This window comes from Caulobacter segnis, assembly GCF_031454995.1.
GTDB lineage: Bacteria > Pseudomonadota > Alphaproteobacteria > Caulobacterales > Caulobacteraceae > Caulobacter > Caulobacter segnis_E.
Genome location: NZ_JAVDRV010000001.1, coordinates 640,091 through 659,302 on the forward strand (window position 1 = coordinate 640,091; position 19,212 = coordinate 659,302).

At 67.1% G+C, this 19,212-nt stretch carries 11 protein-coding genes; 4 read left to right on the forward strand and 7 right to left on the reverse strand.

The annotated features are described in order from the left end of the window. Positions 1–18: 18 nt before the first annotated feature. Both J2728_RS03075 and J2728_RS03080 read right to left on the reverse strand, forming a co-directional pair. Positions 19–432 (reverse strand): hypothetical protein, encoded by a 414-nt coding sequence (locus J2728_RS03075; RefSeq protein WP_309996182.1) that lies wholly within the window; start codon positions 430–432, stop codon positions 19–21. After that, positions 429–2,486 (reverse strand): TIR domain-containing protein, encoded by a 2,058-nt coding sequence (locus J2728_RS03080; RefSeq protein WP_309996186.1) that lies wholly within the window; start codon positions 2,484–2,486, stop codon positions 429–431. The genes J2728_RS03075 and J2728_RS03080 overlap by 4 nt, the downstream gene beginning before the upstream one ends. A 131-nt stretch (positions 2,487–2,617) precedes the next feature. Between J2728_RS03080 and J2728_RS03085 the strand changes: the two genes are divergently transcribed. Continuing rightward, a complete protein-coding gene (locus tag J2728_RS03085) occupies positions 2,618–3,268 on the forward strand; it encodes a Crp/Fnr family transcriptional regulator (protein ID WP_309996189.1) in 651 nt (216 codons plus the stop codon). 169 nt (positions 3,269–3,437) lie between these two features. Here the strand turns inward: J2728_RS03085 and J2728_RS03090 are convergent, their stop codons facing one another. After that, complete coding sequence (locus J2728_RS03090) at positions 3,438–3,884, reverse strand: pseudoazurin (RefSeq protein WP_309996192.1); 447 nt, start codon at positions 3,882–3,884, stop codon at positions 3,438–3,440. Between the two features lie 476 nt (positions 3,885–4,360). Between J2728_RS03090 and J2728_RS03095 the strand changes: the two genes are divergently transcribed. Further along, positions 4,361–6,862, forward strand: coding sequence for a TonB-dependent receptor domain-containing protein (locus J2728_RS03095; protein WP_309996195.1), 2,502 nt, complete (start codon positions 4,361–4,363; stop codon positions 6,860–6,862). 241 nt (positions 6,863–7,103) lie between these two features. Here the strand turns inward: J2728_RS03095 and J2728_RS03100 are convergent, their stop codons facing one another. From J2728_RS03100 to J2728_RS03110, 3 genes are all read right to left on the reverse strand, one after another. Beyond that, positions 7,104–8,654, reverse strand: coding sequence for a tryptophan halogenase family protein (locus tag J2728_RS03100; RefSeq protein WP_309996198.1), 1,551 nt, complete (start codon positions 8,652–8,654; stop codon positions 7,104–7,106). Between the two features lie 11 nt (positions 8,655–8,665). Beyond that, positions 8,666–10,222, reverse strand: a complete 1,557-nt coding sequence (locus J2728_RS03105) for a tryptophan halogenase family protein (RefSeq protein ID WP_309996201.1) — start codon at positions 10,220–10,222, stop codon at positions 8,666–8,668. A gap of 152 nt (positions 10,223–10,374) precedes the next feature. Continuing rightward, on the reverse strand, positions 10,375–13,458 hold the full coding sequence (locus J2728_RS03110) for a TonB-dependent receptor (protein ID WP_309996203.1): 3,084 nt from the start codon (positions 13,456–13,458) through the stop codon (positions 10,375–10,377). Between the two features lie 634 nt (positions 13,459–14,092). Between J2728_RS03110 and J2728_RS03115 the strand changes: the two genes are divergently transcribed. Together J2728_RS03115 and J2728_RS03120 are read left to right on the forward strand one after the other, a co-directional pair. After that, positions 14,093–15,136: a LacI family DNA-binding transcriptional regulator gene (locus J2728_RS03115; protein ID WP_309996206.1), complete on the forward strand. Its 1,044-nt coding sequence runs from the start codon at positions 14,093–14,095 to the stop codon at positions 15,134–15,136. Positions 15,137–15,203: 67 nt separating this feature from the next. Next, positions 15,204–17,474: a beta-glucosidase family protein gene (locus J2728_RS03120; RefSeq protein WP_309996210.1), complete on the forward strand. Its 2,271-nt coding sequence runs from the start codon at positions 15,204–15,206 to the stop codon at positions 17,472–17,474. Between the two features lie 181 nt (positions 17,475–17,655). Here J2728_RS03120 and J2728_RS03125 read toward each other — a convergent pair whose 3' ends face one another. After that, a complete protein-coding gene (locus J2728_RS03125) occupies positions 17,656–19,176 on the reverse strand; it encodes a hypothetical protein (RefSeq protein WP_309996213.1) in 1,521 nt (506 codons plus the stop codon). Between the last annotated feature and the right edge of the window lie 36 nt (positions 19,177–19,212).

The following is a 19,212-nucleotide window of genomic DNA, read 5'->3' on the forward strand; positions in this document are numbered from 1 at the left end:
CGAACGGCTTGCCCTGGGTCAGGGAACCTGGCCCGTGCCGTTCTCGACATCCGGATCGAGAGTGATCTTCTGAAGCAGGGAGTCGAGCATGAACAGGCTGTAGGTGTAGATGCCCATCCGCGCGCACTCGTAGATGATCTTGAAGCCCGTATGCGCGGGAATGGCCTTACCCTTCGGCCCGGTGGTGACCCACATGTAGCTCGAGAAGTTGACCCCGTAGTCGTCGTTGACCTTGATGGGACGAGGCTGGAACCTCCATCCCGCCGTGACCAGTTCGTCGCTCAGCCGGAAGAACAACTCGCAACGCTCGCTCAGATCCAGTTTCAGCGGCGTCGGATGCTTCGGGTCGAGGAAGTTCATGAAGTTGAAGTTGTCGCGATGATTGAGGCCAATCACGATCTCGACGACCTTGGTCGGTGTAGGTTCAGTCACTTTGCGCCTCCCGAAATGGAAGCTCCACCAGAAAGAGAGTCTCTCCAGAACGCAAGGAATCCGGGGTGCGCGTAGCCCACTTTCGCGAGATCACGCACGATCACGCCCGCCTCGTCCCGACGCCCCACGCCCATCAAGGCGCGAGCCAGCACGTCGCGGCTCGCCGATGACATGGACGTTCGCCAAGGCCAGAGAATCTCGATCGCCGACGCGGGCCGTCCGGCCGCCAGCTGCGCGAATCCATAAAGGCTGGCGGCGTTAGCGTCCTTGCGCCACGCGCTCGTCTTCATGCGCTCGGCCAGGGCCTCGGCCAGCTTTCGGGCGGTTTCCGGATGTCCGGTCTGTCGCGCCAGAACAATCGCCTGCTGTTCCAGGCGGCCTTCGAACCTGTCGCTCCAAGGCTCGGCCTTGGGGCCCGAACTTCGGCCAGCGAGAATCCTGGCCGCTTCGGCGTTCGCGGCCTTGGCGTCGTCGCTCCGTCCAGACCATAGCGCCATATCGGCCTGATCCATGAGGCTGCTGGCCAGATACTCCCGCCAGCGGGCGTTGGTCGGATCCAGGGCCGACAAGCCGCGCAGCCGCTTGAGATTCTCATCGGACCGAGCCAGCGCCGAGTCCACCCGCCCAAGATCCAGCTCCAGCCGCGCCAGCGCCACCTGAGCGGCCACGGCGCGCGCCGTCAGGCGCTTGTCCGCGGCGTTCTGGGCGAGCGCTTCCTCGAGAAGGCGGACGGACGCCGCGCGCTCGGCGTAGGCCTCTCGGGGACGCGCCATGCGCAGCAGGCTGTCCGCCGCCCAGGCCCGCGAGTTGGCCAGGCCCTCGCTCAGCTTCTGATCATTCGGCGTTCGCGCCAGTTCGGCCTGGAACACCGACGAGGCCTCGCGGAAGGCGGCCAGGGCCTCTTCCCCCCGCGCCTGCTCGAAGAACAGGGTGCCCAGGTTGTTCTTGGCGTAGGCGACCTCGATCCGCCAATCGGGCCGGTTGGGATCCAACGCCACCAGCCCGCGGGCCAGTTCGGCGTAGCGCTTGAAGCGGCGTTCGGCCCCCGCCACATCGTCGCGTCGCCACTGGACGTAGCCCAGCCAGAAGACGTTCTGCGCCTCGTCGAAGACGTGGTCGCCGTTGCGCGGATTGCGTTCGACCAGGGTGTGGGTGGTCGCGGCCGCCTGAGAGAAGGCATGCTCGGCGCCGGCCAGATCGCCCCGCTGCTCGCGGATGGTGCCCAGCAGGGTCTGGGCCTTGGCGCGCTGGCCCAGGGCCTTGTCGTCCAACCTGTCCGTCTGAGCCTTGGCGTAATAGGCCAGCACCTTGGCGCTGACGCTGTCCAGCACGTCCAGCCGGCCCACCGGCTCAAGCTGTTGACGCAGATCGCCCAGCATGAAGGCCACCAGAGCCTCCGTCTCGTCGCGCTGCTGCCTGGCGATTTGGCGGGACTTCAAGGTCACCACGGTCATGGCGCCCATGCCGATCGCCAGGGCCACCGCCGCCGTCGTGAACGCCGCCATGACCTGTAGACGTCGTCGGGCGTCGCGCTGGACCAGCTGATCGAGGCCCACGCCCAGCAAGCGCGCGGCGATCTTCAAGCGCGCCAGGCGTCGGCCATCGCCATGCGGCCGCAGGTCCACCGCCAACGGCTCCGCGCCCGGCGGCAGCGCCGCGCGCAGCGACGAGGGCAGTATCGCGGCCAGATCGGTATTCGCCCCGACCTCCGGCGTGATCACGCAGACGATCCTCTCGGGCGCGGCGCCCTTGAGGAAATAGTCGACCTCCTGGTCCACCCAGCGCGAGGCCGCCGACGCCTCGGAGCACAACACGATCAGCGCGTCCGAGCGCTCGAGCGCCGTCCTGATGGCCTCATTGAGATCGAGGGATGCGCTCAGCTCGTCGCGGTCGCGAAAGATGGGGCGCAGCGTGGCCTTGGACAGGTCATTTCCGCCCTTGGCGAGCAAGCGCGGAGGGCGATAGGTCTCTAGCGCGCGGTGCAGCCATTCAGCGGCTTTGCGATCGCGGTGACTATAACTGATAAACGCCTTGTACCGCTGTCGGCTATCCATCCATCGCCCCCGATCGACAGCAGGAGCGTCCTTTGATGAAAACGATTTCTCCATCGCTCGCCCCCGCGCCGTCCCATACGCCGAAAGAAGCCTGGCCTAAAGACTATCGCGCAAATCGTGTATTTCGACACATGGTTCAGCCTGAGATTGAAGCCCTGGCCCCCTCGGTCGAACATCTGAACTACGGCAAGGGCGAGATGATCCTGCACCGTCACGACCAGGAGGGCGGCATATACCTGCTGCTGGAGGGCGTCCTTCTGGCCAACCTGTACGCGAAGTCCGGCCGCGAGGTCGGCTACCGACGCATCACCGCCGGGAGCTACTTCGGCGAGATCTCGGCGATCGATGGCCTGCCCCGCTCGGTCAACATCGTGGCGCTGGAGGACTCCCGCATCGCCCGTATTCCCCAGTCGCTGGTGCGTCGGCTGTTCGAGGAATCGCCGCGCTTCATGAAGGCGCTGCTGGAGGACATGGCGGGGCTGGCGCGGTCGCTGACGGACCGGCTCTTCGAGCTGACCGCCGTCTCGGTGGCTTGCCGCGTCGATATCGAGCTGCTGCGGATGGCCAGCGCCGCCAGCCTCGACGGACGCCAGGCGGTGATCAGCCCTTGCCCCACGCACGCGGAACTCGCCGCGCTGCTGGGCAGCCAGCGCGAGCCGGTGACCCGCGAGCTCAACCGCCTAGCGGGCCTGGGCATTGTCCGTCAGACCGGCCGGACCCTGCACGTTCTGGACCTGCTCGCCCTGACCGGAGAGGTCGAACGCATCGGCGGCGAGGTCTGAGGCAGGCGTGTCGACCGTCCCGTAGCGTCCGCCCGCGCTCTCGAGTGCGTCGGATAGCCCCGCCGCCCTAGTCGCGCGAGCCCTGCCCTCGCGCGGGAGGAGCGATACCTTCGAGGCCAAGCCAGCGCGCGTCGTGGCGCGCTGGCTCCAGAAGCGAGGGCCTTGGTCCTTACTTGATCGCGGCGAAATCGGCCGTCAGGCGCTTCTTGGCCATGCTCGGCGCGGTGGCGATGGCGGCCTCCGCCGCGGCGGCGTTCGGCTTGCCGTCACCGACCTTGGCCACGAAGGCCATGCCCATCGCCCAGTGCGGCATGCACTTGAAGCCATAGATGCCGGGCTTGGCGACCTGCACGACGACTTCCTTGCCGATCAAGCCTTTGACGGGCGCGACGCCGGCCGGCCACATGCCGGGGATCGTCTCGACATTATGGCCGATGTCGGTCGGGATGAAGCGGATGGTGTCGCCCACCTTCAGCTTCGCGGTCGCCGGTTCGAACACCATCATGCCCTGCGAGCCCTGGTTCAGCATCTTGACCCGCAGTTCGGCCGCGCCAGCGGTCCCGGCGATCGCCACCGCGCCGATCATGGCTCCGGCGACGAGAACGGACTTCAACATCTTCACTCACCTTTGTCTGGGCGCGGGCGAGCCGCCCGCTCGCCGCCCCGGATAGACCTGGCGGGAGCGGGAAACCTTGCTCCAGAACAAGGCGACGCGAATTCGCGTCAGCCTACTTGGCGGCGACGCCCCCCTCGTCCGACCGGGCGCCCGCGTATTCACCCCGCGCGACAGGGCGTGATGAACCTGACATCCCCCAAGGCGTCGGCGAGCGCTCTCGACCGGGAGCAACAGGCAAGAACAATAAATACCTAAGATTGATATCCACGCGCGTGAATATCATTAGCAACTGGAAATACTAACCCCTTACAGACATGGGTTTCGCGCCACATACCGCGCGAAACCTCAGTTAGGCGCGCGATTTGTCGCACCCAATACTTCGCCATTTCGAACAACCGTTCATAGATAAGTTACCGCGACGACCTCATTGCCGGCTTTCAAAGAAATTTTTCTAGTACTGAAATCGGGGATTAGAAATGAAGTATCTGTTGGTGTCCGCGGCGATCGCGCCGTTCCTGCTGATCACGCCGGCGGCCGCTCAGACCACCCCGGCGGCGAAGCCCGCCGAAAAGGTCGTTCAGGGCGCCGGCGCGAAGGCGAACGCCGAAGCGGCGTTCTCGACCGGCGTCGCCAAGGGCCGCGACCGGCTCGACAGCGCGACGTCCACGAGCGCCCTGCGCGCCTCCGAGATCGAGACGCTGGGCGCGCGCTCCTTGGGCGAGGTGCTGCGCAACATCCCCGGCATCCGCGCCGAGTACGCGATCGGCGAAGGCAACGCCAACTACTCGATCCGCGGCCTGCCGCTCTCCGGCACCGGCTCGAAGTACGTGCAGCTTCAGGAAGACGGCATGCCGGTCCTGGAGTTCGGCGACATGTACCAGTTTGGAACCGACATGTTCATGCGGGCCGACCTTAACCTCGCCGCGGTCGAGACGATCCGCGGCGGGTCGGCCTCCACGTTCGCCTCCAATTCGCCGGGCGGCGTGATCAACCTGATCTCGAAGACGGGCGACACGGAAGGCGGCTCCGTCGCGGCGACCTACGGCCTCGACTACGGCGAGAAGCGCGTCGACGGCGAGTACGGCTACAAGATCAGCGACACTCTGCGCATGCACGTGGGCGCCTTCTACCGCCAGGGCGAAGGCCCGCGCGACATCGGCTACACGGGCTACAAGGGCGGGCAGATCAAGGCCAACGTCACCAAGACGTTCGAGAACGGCTACGTTCGCGTGTCCGCCAAGTACCTGAACGACCGCACGCCCGGCTACCTGTTCGTGCCGCTCATGGTCTCCGGCTCGAACGCCGATCCGAAGTTCACGGGTCCGGCCAACTTCAACCCGAAGACCGACTCGCTGTTGTCGATCCACAACAGCAACGTCCTGACTCTGGACCGCAACAACAACATCGCGAACGACGACGTGCGCGACGGTCTGCACGCCGTGGTCAAGTCGGTCGGCCTCGACGCCCAGTTCGACGTGGGCGGCTGGACCATCAGCGAGAAGTTCCGAGCCTCCGACATCTCGGGCGGCAACCTGACCATCCGGCCGATCGCCGTGAACCGGGCGGCCACGCTCGCGACCACTTACGGCGGCCCCGGCGGGACGCTCAGCTATGCCACCGGCCCCCTGGCGGGCCAGGCGATCGCCAGCCCGGCGACCCTGAACGGAAATGGCCTGCTGACGTCCTCGCTGCAGCTGGACTCCAAGATCAAGAGCCTCGACAACATCGCCAACGACATCCGCGCCAGCCGTGTCTGGCGGGTCGGGCTCGGCGACCTGACCACCACGGCCGGCTTCTACAAGTCGTCCCAGGATTACGCGACGTACCTGTCGTTCCTCAACGTCCTGGCCAGCGTCGCCGGCGACGGCCAATCCACGCTGATCAACGTGGCGACGGCCGCGGGCGTCCCCTTCACGCAGGACGGCTACCTCAACGGTCTGGGCGGCTTTGGCCACCGCGTCTACGACATGAACTACGACGTCAGCGCGCCCTATGCATCGGTCAACTACCGCGTCGGCAAGATCGCGGTGGGCGGCAGCCTCCGCTACGACATGGGCAAGGTGAACGGCACGCTCTACGGGTCGGAGTTGGGCGGCGGTCGCGTCGGCGTGACCTCGTTCGACATCAACCGCAATGGCGTGATCTCGACGGCCGAAACCAAGGTGGCCATCCTGCCGCTGGGCCAGCCGGGCAATGTCGACTACGACTATCACTATCTGAGCTATTCGGCGGGCGTGAACTACCGCATCGCGGAGCCCCTGGCCGTCTTCGCCCGCTATAGCCGCGGCGGTCGCGCTTCGGCGGACAAGATCCTCTTCACCCCGGCCGTCAACTACGACACCGGCAAGCTGGTCAATTCCGATAGCGCCTACGACACCGTCAAGCAGGCCGAACTCGGACTGAAGTACCGGGCGGGCGGCGTGACGGTCAACGTCACGGGCTTCTCCGCCAAGACCGGCGAACGCAACTCCCAGGTCGCCAGCGGCGCCGATGGCTCCGCCCAGATCCTGAACATCGTGCGAAGCTACAACGCCAAGGGCGTCGAACTCGAGGCCGCCGTCCGCCGTGGGCCGTTCAGCGTCACCGCTGGCGCCACCTACACCGACGCCAAGATCTCCAGCGACGCCACAAACGCGGCCCTTGTCGGCAACAAGCCGCGCCACCAGGCGGACTTCATCTATTCGGTGACGCCGCAGGTCGAGCTGAAGAACGTGACCTTTGGCGCGAACGTGATCGGCACCACCAGCAGCTACGCGCAGGACACCAACCAGCTGAAGCTGCCGGGCTACAAGCTGGTCAACGCCTTCGTGCAGGTTCGTCCGACCGAACGGGTGCAGTTGATGCTGACCGTCAACAACCTGTTCAACAAGCTCGCCCTGTCGGATGTCGAGCAGGCCGCGATCCCCGCCACCGGCGTCGTGCTTGGCCGCGCCTACGCCGGTCGCACCGCCTCGGCGACGCTGCGGTACACGTTCTGATCCGATCTTGCCGGGACACCACCGTGTCCCGGCCCCGAAACGACAACGCCCCGTCGGTCGAGAGACCGGCGGGGCGTTTTCATTCGTCTCGCGCCGCCCCCGCTTCCAGACGCATCGGCGATCTTCAAGGTCTGGCCCGACCGGCCGCTTGCCGCCTCGCCGATCACCCTCCGTTTACCGCGTACGGGAACCTTGACCCAATCGTCGAGGACGTTGGACTCTCGCGCTCACACGAGACCCGCTAGGCCACCGTCTTGAACGGCGCGACCGGGGCCTCGGGCGGCGGCGCGGGGCAGTTCTTGGCCAGGAACTCGCCGTGGCTGGGCAGGCCCGCGACCTGGGCCGCCAACATCGGCGCCGACTGGTCCAGGGTCTGGCTGATCACCTCGTACGGGATGGTGTCGACCAGCTGCTGGTAGCGCCGCGGCCGCACGCCCATGCCCTCCATCACCGACTGCCAGGAGGGATCGCGGAACATGTCGTCCGCGCCCTCGCGCAGCACGCCGGCGCCCTCGAACAGGGCCACGCGCGCCTTCAGGCTCTCGGGGATCGGCGCCGCGCGAACCGCGCGCCAGAACGGCGTGTCGTCGCGCTGGGTCTTGCAGTAGTGCAGGACGATGAAGTCGCGGATCTCCTCGTAGTCCGCGACCATTCGGCGATTGTACTCCGCCCGAAGCGCCGGATCGAAGTCGCGGTCGGGGAAGAAGCGCAGCAGGAAGTCGACGCCGCGATAGATCAGGTGCAGGGCCGTCGATTCCAGCGGCTCGATGAAGCCGCCCGACAGGCCCACCGCCACGACGTTCTTCTCCCACAGCCGCTGGCGCACGCCCGTCTTGAACGGGATGAACATCGGCTCCATCAGCGGCCGGCCTTCGAGCTGGCTCAGCAGGGTGGCGCGGGCCTCGTCGTCGCTGACGAACCGCGAGCAGAAGACATAGCCGTTGCCCGCCCGGTGCTGCAGCGGGATGCGCCAGCGCCAGCCGCCGGCCTCGGCCTTGGACAGGGTGTAGGGATGCGGCGCGCCGACGTTTTCGGTCTGCACCACCACCGCGCGGTCGCACAGCAGCATGTCGGACCAGTCGTCGAACGGCGTCTCCAACGTCTTGCCGATCAGCAGGGATCGGAAGCCCGTACAGTCGACGAAGAGGTCGCCCTCGATCTCGCGACCATCCTTCATCCGCACCTTGGCGACCGAGCCGTCGGCGTGGGTGATCACGTCGGAGACGATGCCTTCGGTCCGCTTGACGCCGCGCGCCTCGGCGAAGTCGCGCAGGAAGCGGGCGACCAGCCGCGCGTCGACGTGCAGGGCGTAGCTGGCCCCGGCGATCAGCGTCCCTCGCGCCTTGAAAGGCAACATGAACTTGCCCTGCCCGGCCATGACCGACCCCGGCGCGAAGTCCTGGAGCTTCGAAGGATGGCCGGCCGCCTTGGCCCGCAGCCAGCATTGGTAGAACTCATGCGGACCGATCGCCCCGCCGATCGCGCCGAACGGATGGTGATAGCGCTCGCCCACGGCCTTCCAGTCCTCGAAGCGGATGCCGAGCTTGAAGCTGGCCTGGGTCGCCTGGATGAACGCCTGCTCGTCGATCCCGAGGCTGGCCAGTAGCTGAAGGAACGGCGGGATCGTCGATTCCCCGACGCCGATCGTGCCGATCTCCTCGGACTCGACCAGCTCGATTTCGCACCCGCCGCGCTGAAAGTAGTGGCTGAGCATGGCCGCGGTGATCCAGCCGGCCGAGCCGCCGCCGACGATGACGATCTTGCGGATGGCGTTGGGATGGGTGTGGGTCATCGCTACGAGTCCTAATGCGCGCCCAAGCGCTCGGGCGCGTTCACGGGGGAAGCGGGGGCGGGACGGCAATACTGGTCCAGGAAGGCGGCGTGCGGCGGCGCGGAGGCCACGACCTCGGCGATCGCCTTGCGCATTTCGGCGAGCGGCGCGCTCAGCGCCTGGGCGTCGATGCCGTCGAGCGCCGGATCGACCGTCTCGGGCAAGAGCTCGAAGCCGGCGTAGATCGCCATCCAGCTGGCGGGTTGGAACATCTCCCAGCGATAGCGGACGAAGTGACCGCGCTGGCGGAAGAGCTCGACCTTGCGGCGCAGGCTGTCGGGCAGCGTCACGGCGTTGCAGTCACGCCAGAAAGCGGTGTCGCCTGCCTTGGACCGCTGGTTGGCCCAGTAATGCAGGATGATGAAGTCGCGCACGCGCTCCATCTCGCGACGGGACCAGTCATTGAATTCGTCGACCAGCTCGGGCGCGAAATCCTTGTCGGGGAACAGCGCCTTGATCTTCTCGATGCCCGTCTCGATCAGCGCGATCGAGGTGCTTTCCAACGGTTCGAGGAAGCCGGACGACAGGCCCAGAGCGATGACGTTTCGGTTCCAGGCCTGCTTGCGGCGGCCGGGATTGAAGCGGATCAGGCGCGGCTCGTGCAGCAGCCGGTCGGGCACGGAAGCCTTCAGCTCGGCCAGCGCGGCCTCGTCGCTGATATGCCGCGAGGAGAAGACATAGCCGTTGCCATAGCGGTGTTGCAGCGGGATCCGCCAGCGCCAGCCGGCCGTCTGGGCCTTGACCTCGGTATAGGGGGCGGGATCGCCGACGCCCTCGCTCTGGACGGCGAAGGCGCGGTCGCAAAGCAGCAGGTCGCTCCAGGACTCGTAGCCGGTCTCCAACGCCTCCTCGATCAGCAACCCTCGGAAGCCAGAACAGTCGATGAAGAGATCGCCCTCGACGGTGGCGCCGGTGTCGAGATCCAGGGAGGCGACGAAGCCGTCCTCCGGACGCAGGTTCACCTTGGTGATCCGGGCGTCGATGCGGCGGACGCCGTTGTCCTCGGCCACACGGCGCATCAGCTGGGCGAACAGGCCCGCGTCCAGGTGCAGCGCCCAGTCGAAGATCGACAGGCTGTTGGCCGGATTGCGCGGCGGGGCCATGAACTTGCCCGCGGCCGCCAGCGAGGCGCCGAGCGAGTAGTCCTGGATGTTCGTCGGCTCGCCGCCCTGGGCCAGCTTGCGCCAATAGTGGTGGAACGGGACGCCCCGCAGGTCCTGGCCGAACAGGCCGAAGGGGTGAATGAAGGCGTGGCCCTCGCGCAGCCAGCCGTCGAAGCGAATGCCCAGCTTGCAGGTCGCCTGGGTCGCGCGCATGACCTCGATGTCGGAGAGGCCCAGCTGCTGATAGAAGCCGCGGATCGTGGGGATGGTCGCCTCGCCCACGCCGATCGTGCCGATCTCGGAGCTTTCGACGAGGGTGATCTCGAGCGGTCCGCCCTGGAAATGCCGACGCAGCGCCGCGGCCGCCATCCAGCCCGCGGTCCCGCCGCCGACGATCACGAGCTTGCGGACTCTGTTGTCCCGCATAGGACCTTCCCCAATGACTGTTCAGGATCCGGATCTGGCGCCCGGTGGTCAAGGCTAGCGGCTCGCCGCGTCGCCCGACAGGTCTCGCCTCGCGAAAAAAGCGGCCGCCGCAAGGGGGAACGCGGCGGCCGGCAGGAGGTGAGAGGAAACGCTTACCAGCGCGCGCGGACACCCAGCGTGTAGCGGGGCTCGAACTCGTTCTGGCGGATGTACTGGGTCTTACCCTTGGCGAAGCGAGCGTAGTAATCCTCGATCTCGCCGGTGACGTTCGACCCGTTGAAGTACAGGGTGACGTTGTCGCGCAGGTTATAGCTGACGTTCACGTCCACATAACCGGTGCTGTCCTGGTAGATCGGGATGTTGTTGCTCATCACCTCGGCCAGACGATCGGTGCGATAGTTGTAGGCGACGCGCGCCTGCAGCTTGTCGTCCTGGTACCAGCCGATCAGGTTGAACTGGTGCTTGGAGTTGTCCTGGAAGGGCAGCTTCTCGCCGTCCAGACCGGTGCGCGACTCCTTGCTCGGCGAATAGGTGTAGTTGGTGTCCACGCCGAAGTTCGAGAAGATGCCGGCGTCGGGCAGGAAGTCGCTGACCGCCAGCTTGGCGCCCAGTTCCAGACCCTTGACCTCGCCGCCGTCGCCCTGGATCGGCAGGGTGACATTGACCGTGCGGCGGATCACGCCGTCCTGGTCGGGGAAGCGGCCCGTGGTCACGCCGCTGGTCACGAAGCTGTCGATCTTCAGCTTGAAGGCCGAGATGTTCAGCATCGAGGCGCGGCCGAAATAGTACTCGATGGCGCCGTCGAAGTTCGTCGACCGCCAGGGATCCAGCATCGGGTTGCCGGAGGCCTCGGCGCTGGTGACGCATCGAACGTTCGGCAGAGCCGCGCCGCAGTCGGCGGTGTTGATCTTCAGACCGCCGCCATAGTTGCCCAGGTCGAGAGGCTGCATGGTCTTGCTGTAGGCGAAGCGGAACTTCAGGTGTTCGTTGAAGTCGTAGGAGACGTTCAGCGACGGCAGCCAGTCGGTGTACTTGCGCTCGGTGACCTGGTCGCCCGCGTCGGCGTTGGTGTCGCCGTAGTTGCGGGTGTCGCCGGTCAGGTTCTGCTTCACGCGCAGCTCGGTCTCGATGACGCGCAGGCCGAAGATGCCCGACAGGCCGCCCAGCTCGAAGCTCGTCGAACCATAGGCGCTCTGCTCGTTGAGAGACACGTCATAGGTCTGGCCCGGCACCTGGACGCGAATGGCTCCGCCGAACACCTTCTTGTGGAAGGCTTCCGCGTCGTCGAAGTCACGCGGGTCGATGGCCCAGAAGCCGGGAATGCCGCTGGTGACGCCGCCCAGGTCGTCGACCCAGACCACGTTGTTGTAGGTGTCCAGGCGCGTCGGCTGGTTGACCGTGTAGCCTTGGAACACCGGCAGGCCGGTGACCGGATCCGGCACGAACTCGCCAGCCTGGCACTGGTTCTGGTTCATGACGACGTCGATGGCCTTCCACTGGGCCTCGCAGCCGCCGGCCGGAACCGGCGCGCCGTTGGCCTGCACCGCGCCCGGCGTGCCGCCATAGAAGCCCGAGAACAGGTGGAACTGCTCGACCTCGACCGTGCGCTTGCTCTGGCGGACGCCGCCGTCGACCTTGGTGATGAAGCCCAGGAGCTTGTCGTCGAACTTGTAGTGACCGTCGGCCCGGAACACGTTCATGTCCGAGTTGACCTCGTTGTTGCCTTCCGACGAGAAGGCGCCGATGGCGTAGCTGTCCTTGTTGGCCATGTAGTCCTTGAGGGACTTGCCCGCGCCCAGGCCGCCGACCAGCGGACGGTCGAAGCCCGACCACACCGGATGGTCGCCGCTGATGTCGTAGTGCAGTTGCGGGTTGGCGCCGTAGCCCAGCGGGTTCGGATCCAGATAGCAGCCGCCGGCGCTGCCGGTGACGCTGTTCGTGCGGCGCGAGGCGGAGAACTTGTCGCAGATGGCCTTGGGATAGAAGGTGCCGCGCGTGCGGTCCGCCGGGTCGCGGAACAGATTGAAGCGGCCGTCGCCATAGCGCCAGTTCGAAAGGTCGCCCTGGGCCTGACCGTTCATGCTGAGACGGTTGCCATCGGCGCGGATGGCGCGGGCCTCGAAGGTGAACGGACCGCCGTTGTCGTAGTCCAGGCCGAGGTTGTAGTTCTTGGTCTTGGACTTGGTGGTGCGGTTGACGCTGAAGGAGTTCACCCACCAGGCGTTGATGTCGTACTCGTCGACGGCCAGCCAGTTGCCGATGCCGACCGGGGTCGAGGCCGTCGGCTGGTTCCAGGTCCCGAAGGCGCCGCCATCCCAGCGGTTGGAGATGTTGATGCCGACGGCGCGATTGTGCTCGGTGAGCTTGGCGTAGAAGCCCTCGGCGATCAGGGTGAAGCCCTCGCCCAGATCAGCCTCGAACGCGGCGTTGACACCCAGACGATCGCGCTCGACCACGCGGTTGAAGCTCTCGTAGCCGTGCGGCGAGATATAGCTGTTCGCGAAGCCGCCGCCCCAGTCGTTGTTGCCCGATAGGCCGACGGTGCCCGAGTAGTTGTTGCCCAGGTTAGACTTGCTCTTGGCCGCGCCGACCATCAGGCCGACCCGGTCGTTGCGCCAGTTGACGACGCCGTTGACCAGATAGTCGTCCTTCTTGGTGCGGTCGCCGCGTTGGGCCTCGGCCGCGCCAGTGAAGGTCAGGCCTTCCTTGAACTGGAAGGGCCGGCGCGTGCGCAGGTCGATCGTGCCCGAGATGCCCGACAGCGCGTTGCGCGGGTCGGTCGACTTGTAGACCAGCACCTGGTTCATCAGCTGCGAGGGCACGTCCAGCAGATCCGGCTGGGCCGAGCCCATGTTGCCGGCGCTGAGATACTGTTCGCCATTCAGCAGGGTGATGACCTGGCGCAGACCGCGGATATTGACGGTCTTGCCCTCGCCGGCGTCGCGCTGGATCTGGATGCCCGAAATGCGCTGCAGCGAGTCGGCGATGGTGACGTCCGGCAGCTTGCCGATGTCTTCCGACGAAATGGCGTCGACGATGGCGGCCTCGCGGCGCTTGACGTCGACCGACTTCATCTGAGAGCCGCGGACGCCGGTGACGACGATCTCCTCGACTTCCGTGTTGGCGGCGCTTTCCTGCGCGAAGGCGCTCGTGGCCAGCGCCAGCTGCGATGCGCCAGCGACAAGCGCCAGCGTCAGACCGCGCGCGAGCACGGCTTTCCTTGCTTCCTGAGACAATTCCTCGCTCCCCAATAGTCGTTCTTATTGGCCGCCCGCCCGGTCCCGCGCCGGCGCTCCACGCGTCGGTCGGCGAGGCGCGTCGGGGGCTTTCGCGGGCTTGCCCAACCGCCTGACCGGCGCTTGTCCAAACCCCTGGCGCCCCTAGCGCCCGGACATCCGATTCCGGTCTTTCGCCTTCACCGAACGTTGGCACATTTCAGAAATGTCCCGGACAAGTCAACAAGAATGTCAACGTTGTCATTCCAGTCGGACAAGGCGTTATGCGCCGCAACCTCGGCCTCGCCGGGAAGGTACCGGTCACATGCCATGGGAACATTCTGGTCGCGAATATCCCTTACAGGGCTTGAAAAATGAGGGTTCTACCTTCCCACCCCCGGTCGCGCCCCCTCCCGCGCGCCGACGAGACCCAGCCACCAAGGCCGCGCGGCGGCGGCACGGAAAGTCGCGCGACGGCGGGCGCGAGGGTGTCGATAATGTCCCAATATTGTCCGCTAAAATGACCTGAAAATGTCCCAAGGCATGACAGGCGGGACATCATCGGCTAGAGCAATCGGCGTTCGTCGTCCGGCTGGCCGCCTTTCAATGGGGGGAACCCCGGCTTAGCTTGACGCCCGAACGGACGCGGGGGCCCATGACGACGATCAATGACGTGGCTGAACGGGCGGGCGTTTCGCCCAAGACCGTTTCTCGCGTTCTCAACGATCATGAGAGCGTCAGCACCAAGACGCGCGATCGCGTCCAGGCGGCCATGCGCGACCTTGGCTACCAGCCCAGCGCCGCGGCCCGCGGCCTCCGCGCGCAGGGGTCGGGCTCGGTCGGCGTGCTGATGGGCGACCCGTCCGGCGGCTACCACACCCGCGTCCACCACGCCCTGCTTCTGGCCTGCGTCGAGACCGGCCGCCACCTGACGGTCGATCTGTCGGAGGGGCCCGTCCCCGGCTGGCGGGATCGCGTCCGCGCCTTCGTCCGCGACGGCGGCCTGCGCGAGATGATCCTGCTGCCGCCCGAATGCGACTTCGGGCCGATGAAGGATCTGATGCGCGAGCTGGACGTGCGCTGCGTCCTGATCTCGCCGACCACGCCCGATCCGCGCTTTCCCGCCATCGCGATGGACGACCGCGCCGCCGCGCGGGAGGTGGTCGAGCACCTCTTCTCGCTGGGCCACACGCGGATCGGCCACATCGCCGGCCATCCCGACCACGCGGCCAGCACGCATCGGCGCAACGGCTTCTACGAGGCCTACGCCGCGCGCGGGCTGCCGCGTCCCGGGCCCGAGCTGGTCGTCGAAGGCCAGTTCACCTTCAAGACGGGCCTCGACGCGGCCAAGACCCTGCTCGACATCGCCGATCCGCCGACCGCCATTTTCGCCGCCAACGACGAGATGGCCGCGGCCACCTGCATGGAGGCGCAACGCAGGGGCTTGCGCATCCCCGACGACCTCTCGGTGGTGGGCTTCGACGACCAGCCGATCGCCAGCGTGATCTGGCCCAGCCTGACCACCATTCGCCAACCCTTCGAACAGATGGCGCTTCGCGCGCTGCAGACCTTCGCGGCGTGGAACGCCAACGAGGGCGCGGGCAAGACCAACGCGCCCTTCCTGGCGCGGCACTCCCTCGTGGCGCGCGAGTCCACCGGCCCCGTGTCGACCAGCTCACCGCCCCGCCGGAAACCCTGACATCACCCCGCGACCAAAAGGCCGCGCGGCCAACGAGACGAACAAGACAAAAGAAGACGGAGGACACATGACCCGGACGACATGGCGCGGCCTGACGCTAGCCCTGCTGATCGGCGCCTCGGCGCCGGCCCTGACCGCCACCGCCGCCCTCGCCCAGGCGGCCTCGCCTTCGGCCCGTCCCTGGCTGGACGCCAAGCTGGACGCCGACAAGCGCGCCGACCTCGCCTTGGCCGCTATGACCAACGACGAGAAGTTCACGGTGATCTTCGGCTACTTCGGCGCCGACATGAAGCCGAAGTACACGCGCCATCCCGACTCGCTGGACGCCTCGGCCGGCTACGTGGCGGGCGTGCCGCGCCTGGGCATTCCGGGCCAGTGGCAGACCGACGCCGGCGTCGGCGTCGCCACCCAGGGCGCCCGCCAGGACCTGCGCGCGCGCACCGCCCTCCCCGCCGGCATCGCCACCGCCGCCACCTGGAACCCCGAGCTGGCCGAGAAGGGCGGCGCCATGATCGGCAAGGAAGCCCGCGACTCCGGCTTCAACGTCCAACTGGCCGGCGGCGTGAACCTGGTGCGCGAGCCGCGCAACGGCCGGAACTTCGAGTATGGCGGCGAAGACCCCTGGCTGGCCGGCGTGATGGTCGCGGCCCAGATCCGCGGCATCCAGTCGAACAACATCATCTCGACCATCAAGCACTACGCCCTGAACGCCCAGGAGACGGGCCGCTTCGTGCTCAGCGCCAACATCGGCGAGGCGGCGGCCCGCACGTCGGATCTGCTGGCCTTTCAGTTCGCCATCGAGCAGTCGGACCCGCACTCGGTCATGTGCGCCTACAACCGCTACAACGGGACCTATGCCTGCGAGAACGACTGGCTGCTGAACACCGTCCTGAAGAAGGACTGGGGCTACAAGGGCTATGTTATGTCCGACTGGGGCGCGGCCCACACGTCGGCCAAGGCGGCGAACGCCGGCCTCGACCAGGAGTCGGCGGGCGACGCCTTCGACAAGCAGCCCTTCTTCGCCGCTCCGCTGAAGGCGGACCTGGCCGCCGGCCGCGTCAGCCAGGCGCGGATCGACGACATGGCCCGTCGCGTGCTGCGCGCCCTGTTCGCCAGCGGCGCGGTCGATCACCCGGTCCCCACGCCGACCTCGCACGATCTGCCGGCCGCCACCCTGGCCGCGCACGCCAAGGTCACCCAGGCCGACGCCGAGGAAGGCATCGTCCTGCTGAAGAACGACGGCGGCCTGCTGCCCCTGGCCAAGACCGCCAAGACCATCGCCGTGATCGGCGCCCACGCCGACGTCGGCGTGCTGTCGGGCGGCGGCTCGTCCCAGGTCTATCCGGCCGGTGGCCGCGCGGTGAAGGGCCTCGAGCCCGCCACCTGGCCGGGCCCGGTGATCTACTATCCGTCGTCGCCGCTGAAGGCGCTCCAGGCGCGCTACCCCAACGCCAAGCTCGTCTATGACGACGGGACCGATCCGGCCCGCGCCGCCAAGCTGGCCGCCCAGAGCGAGCTGGCCCTGGTGTTCGCCGACCAGTGGACCACCGAGTCCGTCGACGCCGAAACGCTGAACCTGCCCAAGAACCAGGACGCCACGATCGACGCGGTGGCCTCGGCCAACAAGAAGACCGTGGTCGTGCTGATCACCGGCGGTCCCGTGGTCATGCCGTGGCTCGACAAGGTCGGCGCCGTGGTCGAAGCCTGGTTCCCGGGCACGGCCGGCGGCGAGGCCATCGCCCGCGTGCTGACCGGCGAGGTCGACGCCTCGGGCCGCCTGCCCGTCACCTTCCCCAAGAGCGTGGCCGACCTGCCCCGCCCGAAGCTGGATGGCGATCCCAACAGGCCCGACGACCTGTTCGACGTGAACTACGACATCGAGGGCGCCGCGGTCGGCTACAAGTGGTACGACCTCAAGAAGATCGAGCCGCTGTTCCCGTTCGGGCACGGCCTGTCCTACACGCGGTTCGCCTATTCGAACCTGGCCGCCACCGCGGCCCGCGACAAGGTGACGGTCAGCTTCGACGTCAAGAACGTCGGCGCCCGCGCCGGCAAGGACGTGCCGCAAGTCTATGTCTCGCCCAAGGCCGGAGGCTGGGAAGCGCCCAAGCGTCTGGCCGGCTTCAAGAAGGTCTCGCTGGCGCCGGGCGCGACCCAGCGCGTGACCCTGACGGTGGATCCCCGCCTCCTGGCCACCTGGGACGAGACGGCGCGCGGCTGGTCGATCGCGGCGGGCCAATACGACATCGCGCTGGGCGCTTCGTCAAAGGCCCTGGTCGCCACCACGCCCGTCACGCTGACCAGCGCCAAGCTGCCGGTGTCCCCGAAAACACGCTGAGGACTCCGAGATCCAGGGCGCGCCAAGCCGTCCCGACCAGGTGGCTTGGCGCGCCGCTGGAGCGCGTGGTCGGCGCGGACCTCGCCCTGCCCGGCGACTTCGGCGAGACCCCGGCTTGGTCAGCGGCTCGCGGAGCGAATTCCCGCGTAACCCGCCTCGGACAACCGGTGCGCGCCCCCCCTCACTGGAGCGGCGAGGGACGTGGCGTGAACACGGTCGCGAGCGCCGCCGCGCCACCGGCCTGGATACCCAGGGAAATCCCGACCAGGGTTATGATATCGCCAAACGAGCCCCACGCGGGATCGCTGGCCCAAGTCGCTTGCACGGCGAGCAGGCTGGCAACGATCCATATGACCGCCACCGTCATGACGTCGAACAGGCATCGATAGTGTCGCGGCGGCGCCCAGCCGATCTCTGCCGGGGCCTTCGGCGCGAGCGGCGGCACGAGGGCCCGGCTCATCGCGATCGGCTTCTGGGCTTCGAGCATGGCGTTCTGCAGAGCGTCCAGGGCCGCCTGTACGACCGCGTTGTCCTTTTCAGGATCCGTGAGCACCGACGCGGCCTTGGCGCGGGCGTCGGCCAGAGGCTGACCCGCGAGCTTGGAGGCCTGGATCTCTTCCTCGCGATCGAGCCACCATTCGATCAGCTTGAGCCGACGGGCCGCGTTCCGCAGGGGCGTCTCCCAATCGACAAGGCGGTCCGCGTCGATATCGTGAATCAAGCTCCCGAGATCGCGGATCCACGGTCCCAGATCGCCGCACTTCAGCTGCTTCGCCGTCGCCGCCAGGGGCCGCGCGATCCGAAGAAGGCGTTCGGCTTCTTCCAAACCCAGCGCGCGTCGCCGGCCCGTTGCGCGCCACCATTGCACCACGGCGCCGACGCTCGAGCCGATGGCGGCGATCAATAGCGCTATCCACAACGGGTAGCGCTTTATGAATTCGAGCGAAGCCGTGGCGGGTTCTCCGTCCGGACCTCCGACCTGGGTCTGGACTTCATAGGCGCCAGGGCCGACCTTGGGCAGTTCGAGGGTTGCATCGCATGCCTCTCCCGGCGCGAGGTTCACGAGTCGGGTCATCTTGTCCGGCTCGGAATTGCAAGCGAGCGCGCCTTTCGTTTCCTCGTCGAGGATGACGCCCTCCGGGGTTTGACCATCCACCACGCGGCTCAATCCGATCAGGACCGGCGGCGTCAGCGGCAGCGCCCGCTGGTCAACGTTGCGCACCCTGAAGGTCAGTTTCGTCTTGCTTCCGGTGGACGAGACGGAAGGCGCCGCGGGCGCCAGGATGCTGACCGGTTTCACCGCGCCCTTCTGCCGGTCGAGCAGCACCGCGCCGATTTCACCCGACCCGCCCTTCGGACGGATCGAGGCGACGTAGAGCCCGGGCGCGCCGGCGTCGGCCTGGAGCAGCATGGCCAGGCTGGATTTCGGCGCCAGCGTAACCTCGGTCACCGTCTGATTGCTGTCCAGCCGCCGCCAGACCGTCTCTCGCGCCTTCCCGTCGAGCTTCAGGTCGCCCAGCAACAACGTCATGCCATTCGGCGTCGTGTTACGCAGCGTGTAAGCCAAGCTGATGCTGGCCGATGTCGAAGCAGGGATTTCAGGGGTGGCCGCCTGCACCACGAGAGCGGGCGCCGAACCGCCCGGTTGGGCAAGCGGCTGGGTTGTCGTCGTGACCGCGAGAAGCAAGGCCAGTACGCTCATGGGAGTTCTCCTGGTTCCTTGGGAGGATCGCGCCGG

What these genes read in the sequence shown, in the direction of transcription:
- J2728_RS03080 (WP_309996186.1), bottom strand. Translation starts at nt 2,486, where the DNA reads ATGGATAGCCGACAGCGGTACAAGGCGTTTATCAGTTATAGTCACCGC.
- J2728_RS03115 (WP_309996206.1), top strand. Translation starts at nt 14,093, where the DNA reads ATGACGACGATCAATGACGTGGCTGAACGGGCGGGCGTTTCGCCCAAG.
- J2728_RS03095 (WP_309996195.1), top strand. Translation starts at nt 4,361, where the DNA reads ATGAAGTATCTGTTGGTGTCCGCGGCGATCGCGCCGTTCCTGCTGATC.
- J2728_RS03090 (WP_309996192.1), bottom strand. Translation starts at nt 3,884, where the DNA reads ATGTTGAAGTCCGTTCTCGTCGCCGGAGCCATGATCGGCGCGGTGGCG.
- J2728_RS03120 (WP_309996210.1), top strand. Translation starts at nt 15,204, where the DNA reads ATGACCCGGACGACATGGCGCGGCCTGACGCTAGCCCTGCTGATCGGC.
- J2728_RS03105 (WP_309996201.1), bottom strand. Translation starts at nt 10,222, where the DNA reads ATGCGGGACAACAGAGTCCGCAAGCTCGTGATCGTCGGCGGCGGGACC.
- J2728_RS03125 (WP_309996213.1), bottom strand. Translation starts at nt 19,176, where the DNA reads ATGAGCGTACTGGCCTTGCTTCTCGCGGTCACGACGACAACCCAGCCG.
- J2728_RS03085 (WP_309996189.1), top strand. Translation starts at nt 2,618, where the DNA reads ATGGTTCAGCCTGAGATTGAAGCCCTGGCCCCCTCGGTCGAACATCTG.
- J2728_RS03100 (WP_309996198.1), bottom strand. Translation starts at nt 8,654, where the DNA reads ATGACCCACACCCATCCCAACGCCATCCGCAAGATCGTCATCGTCGGC.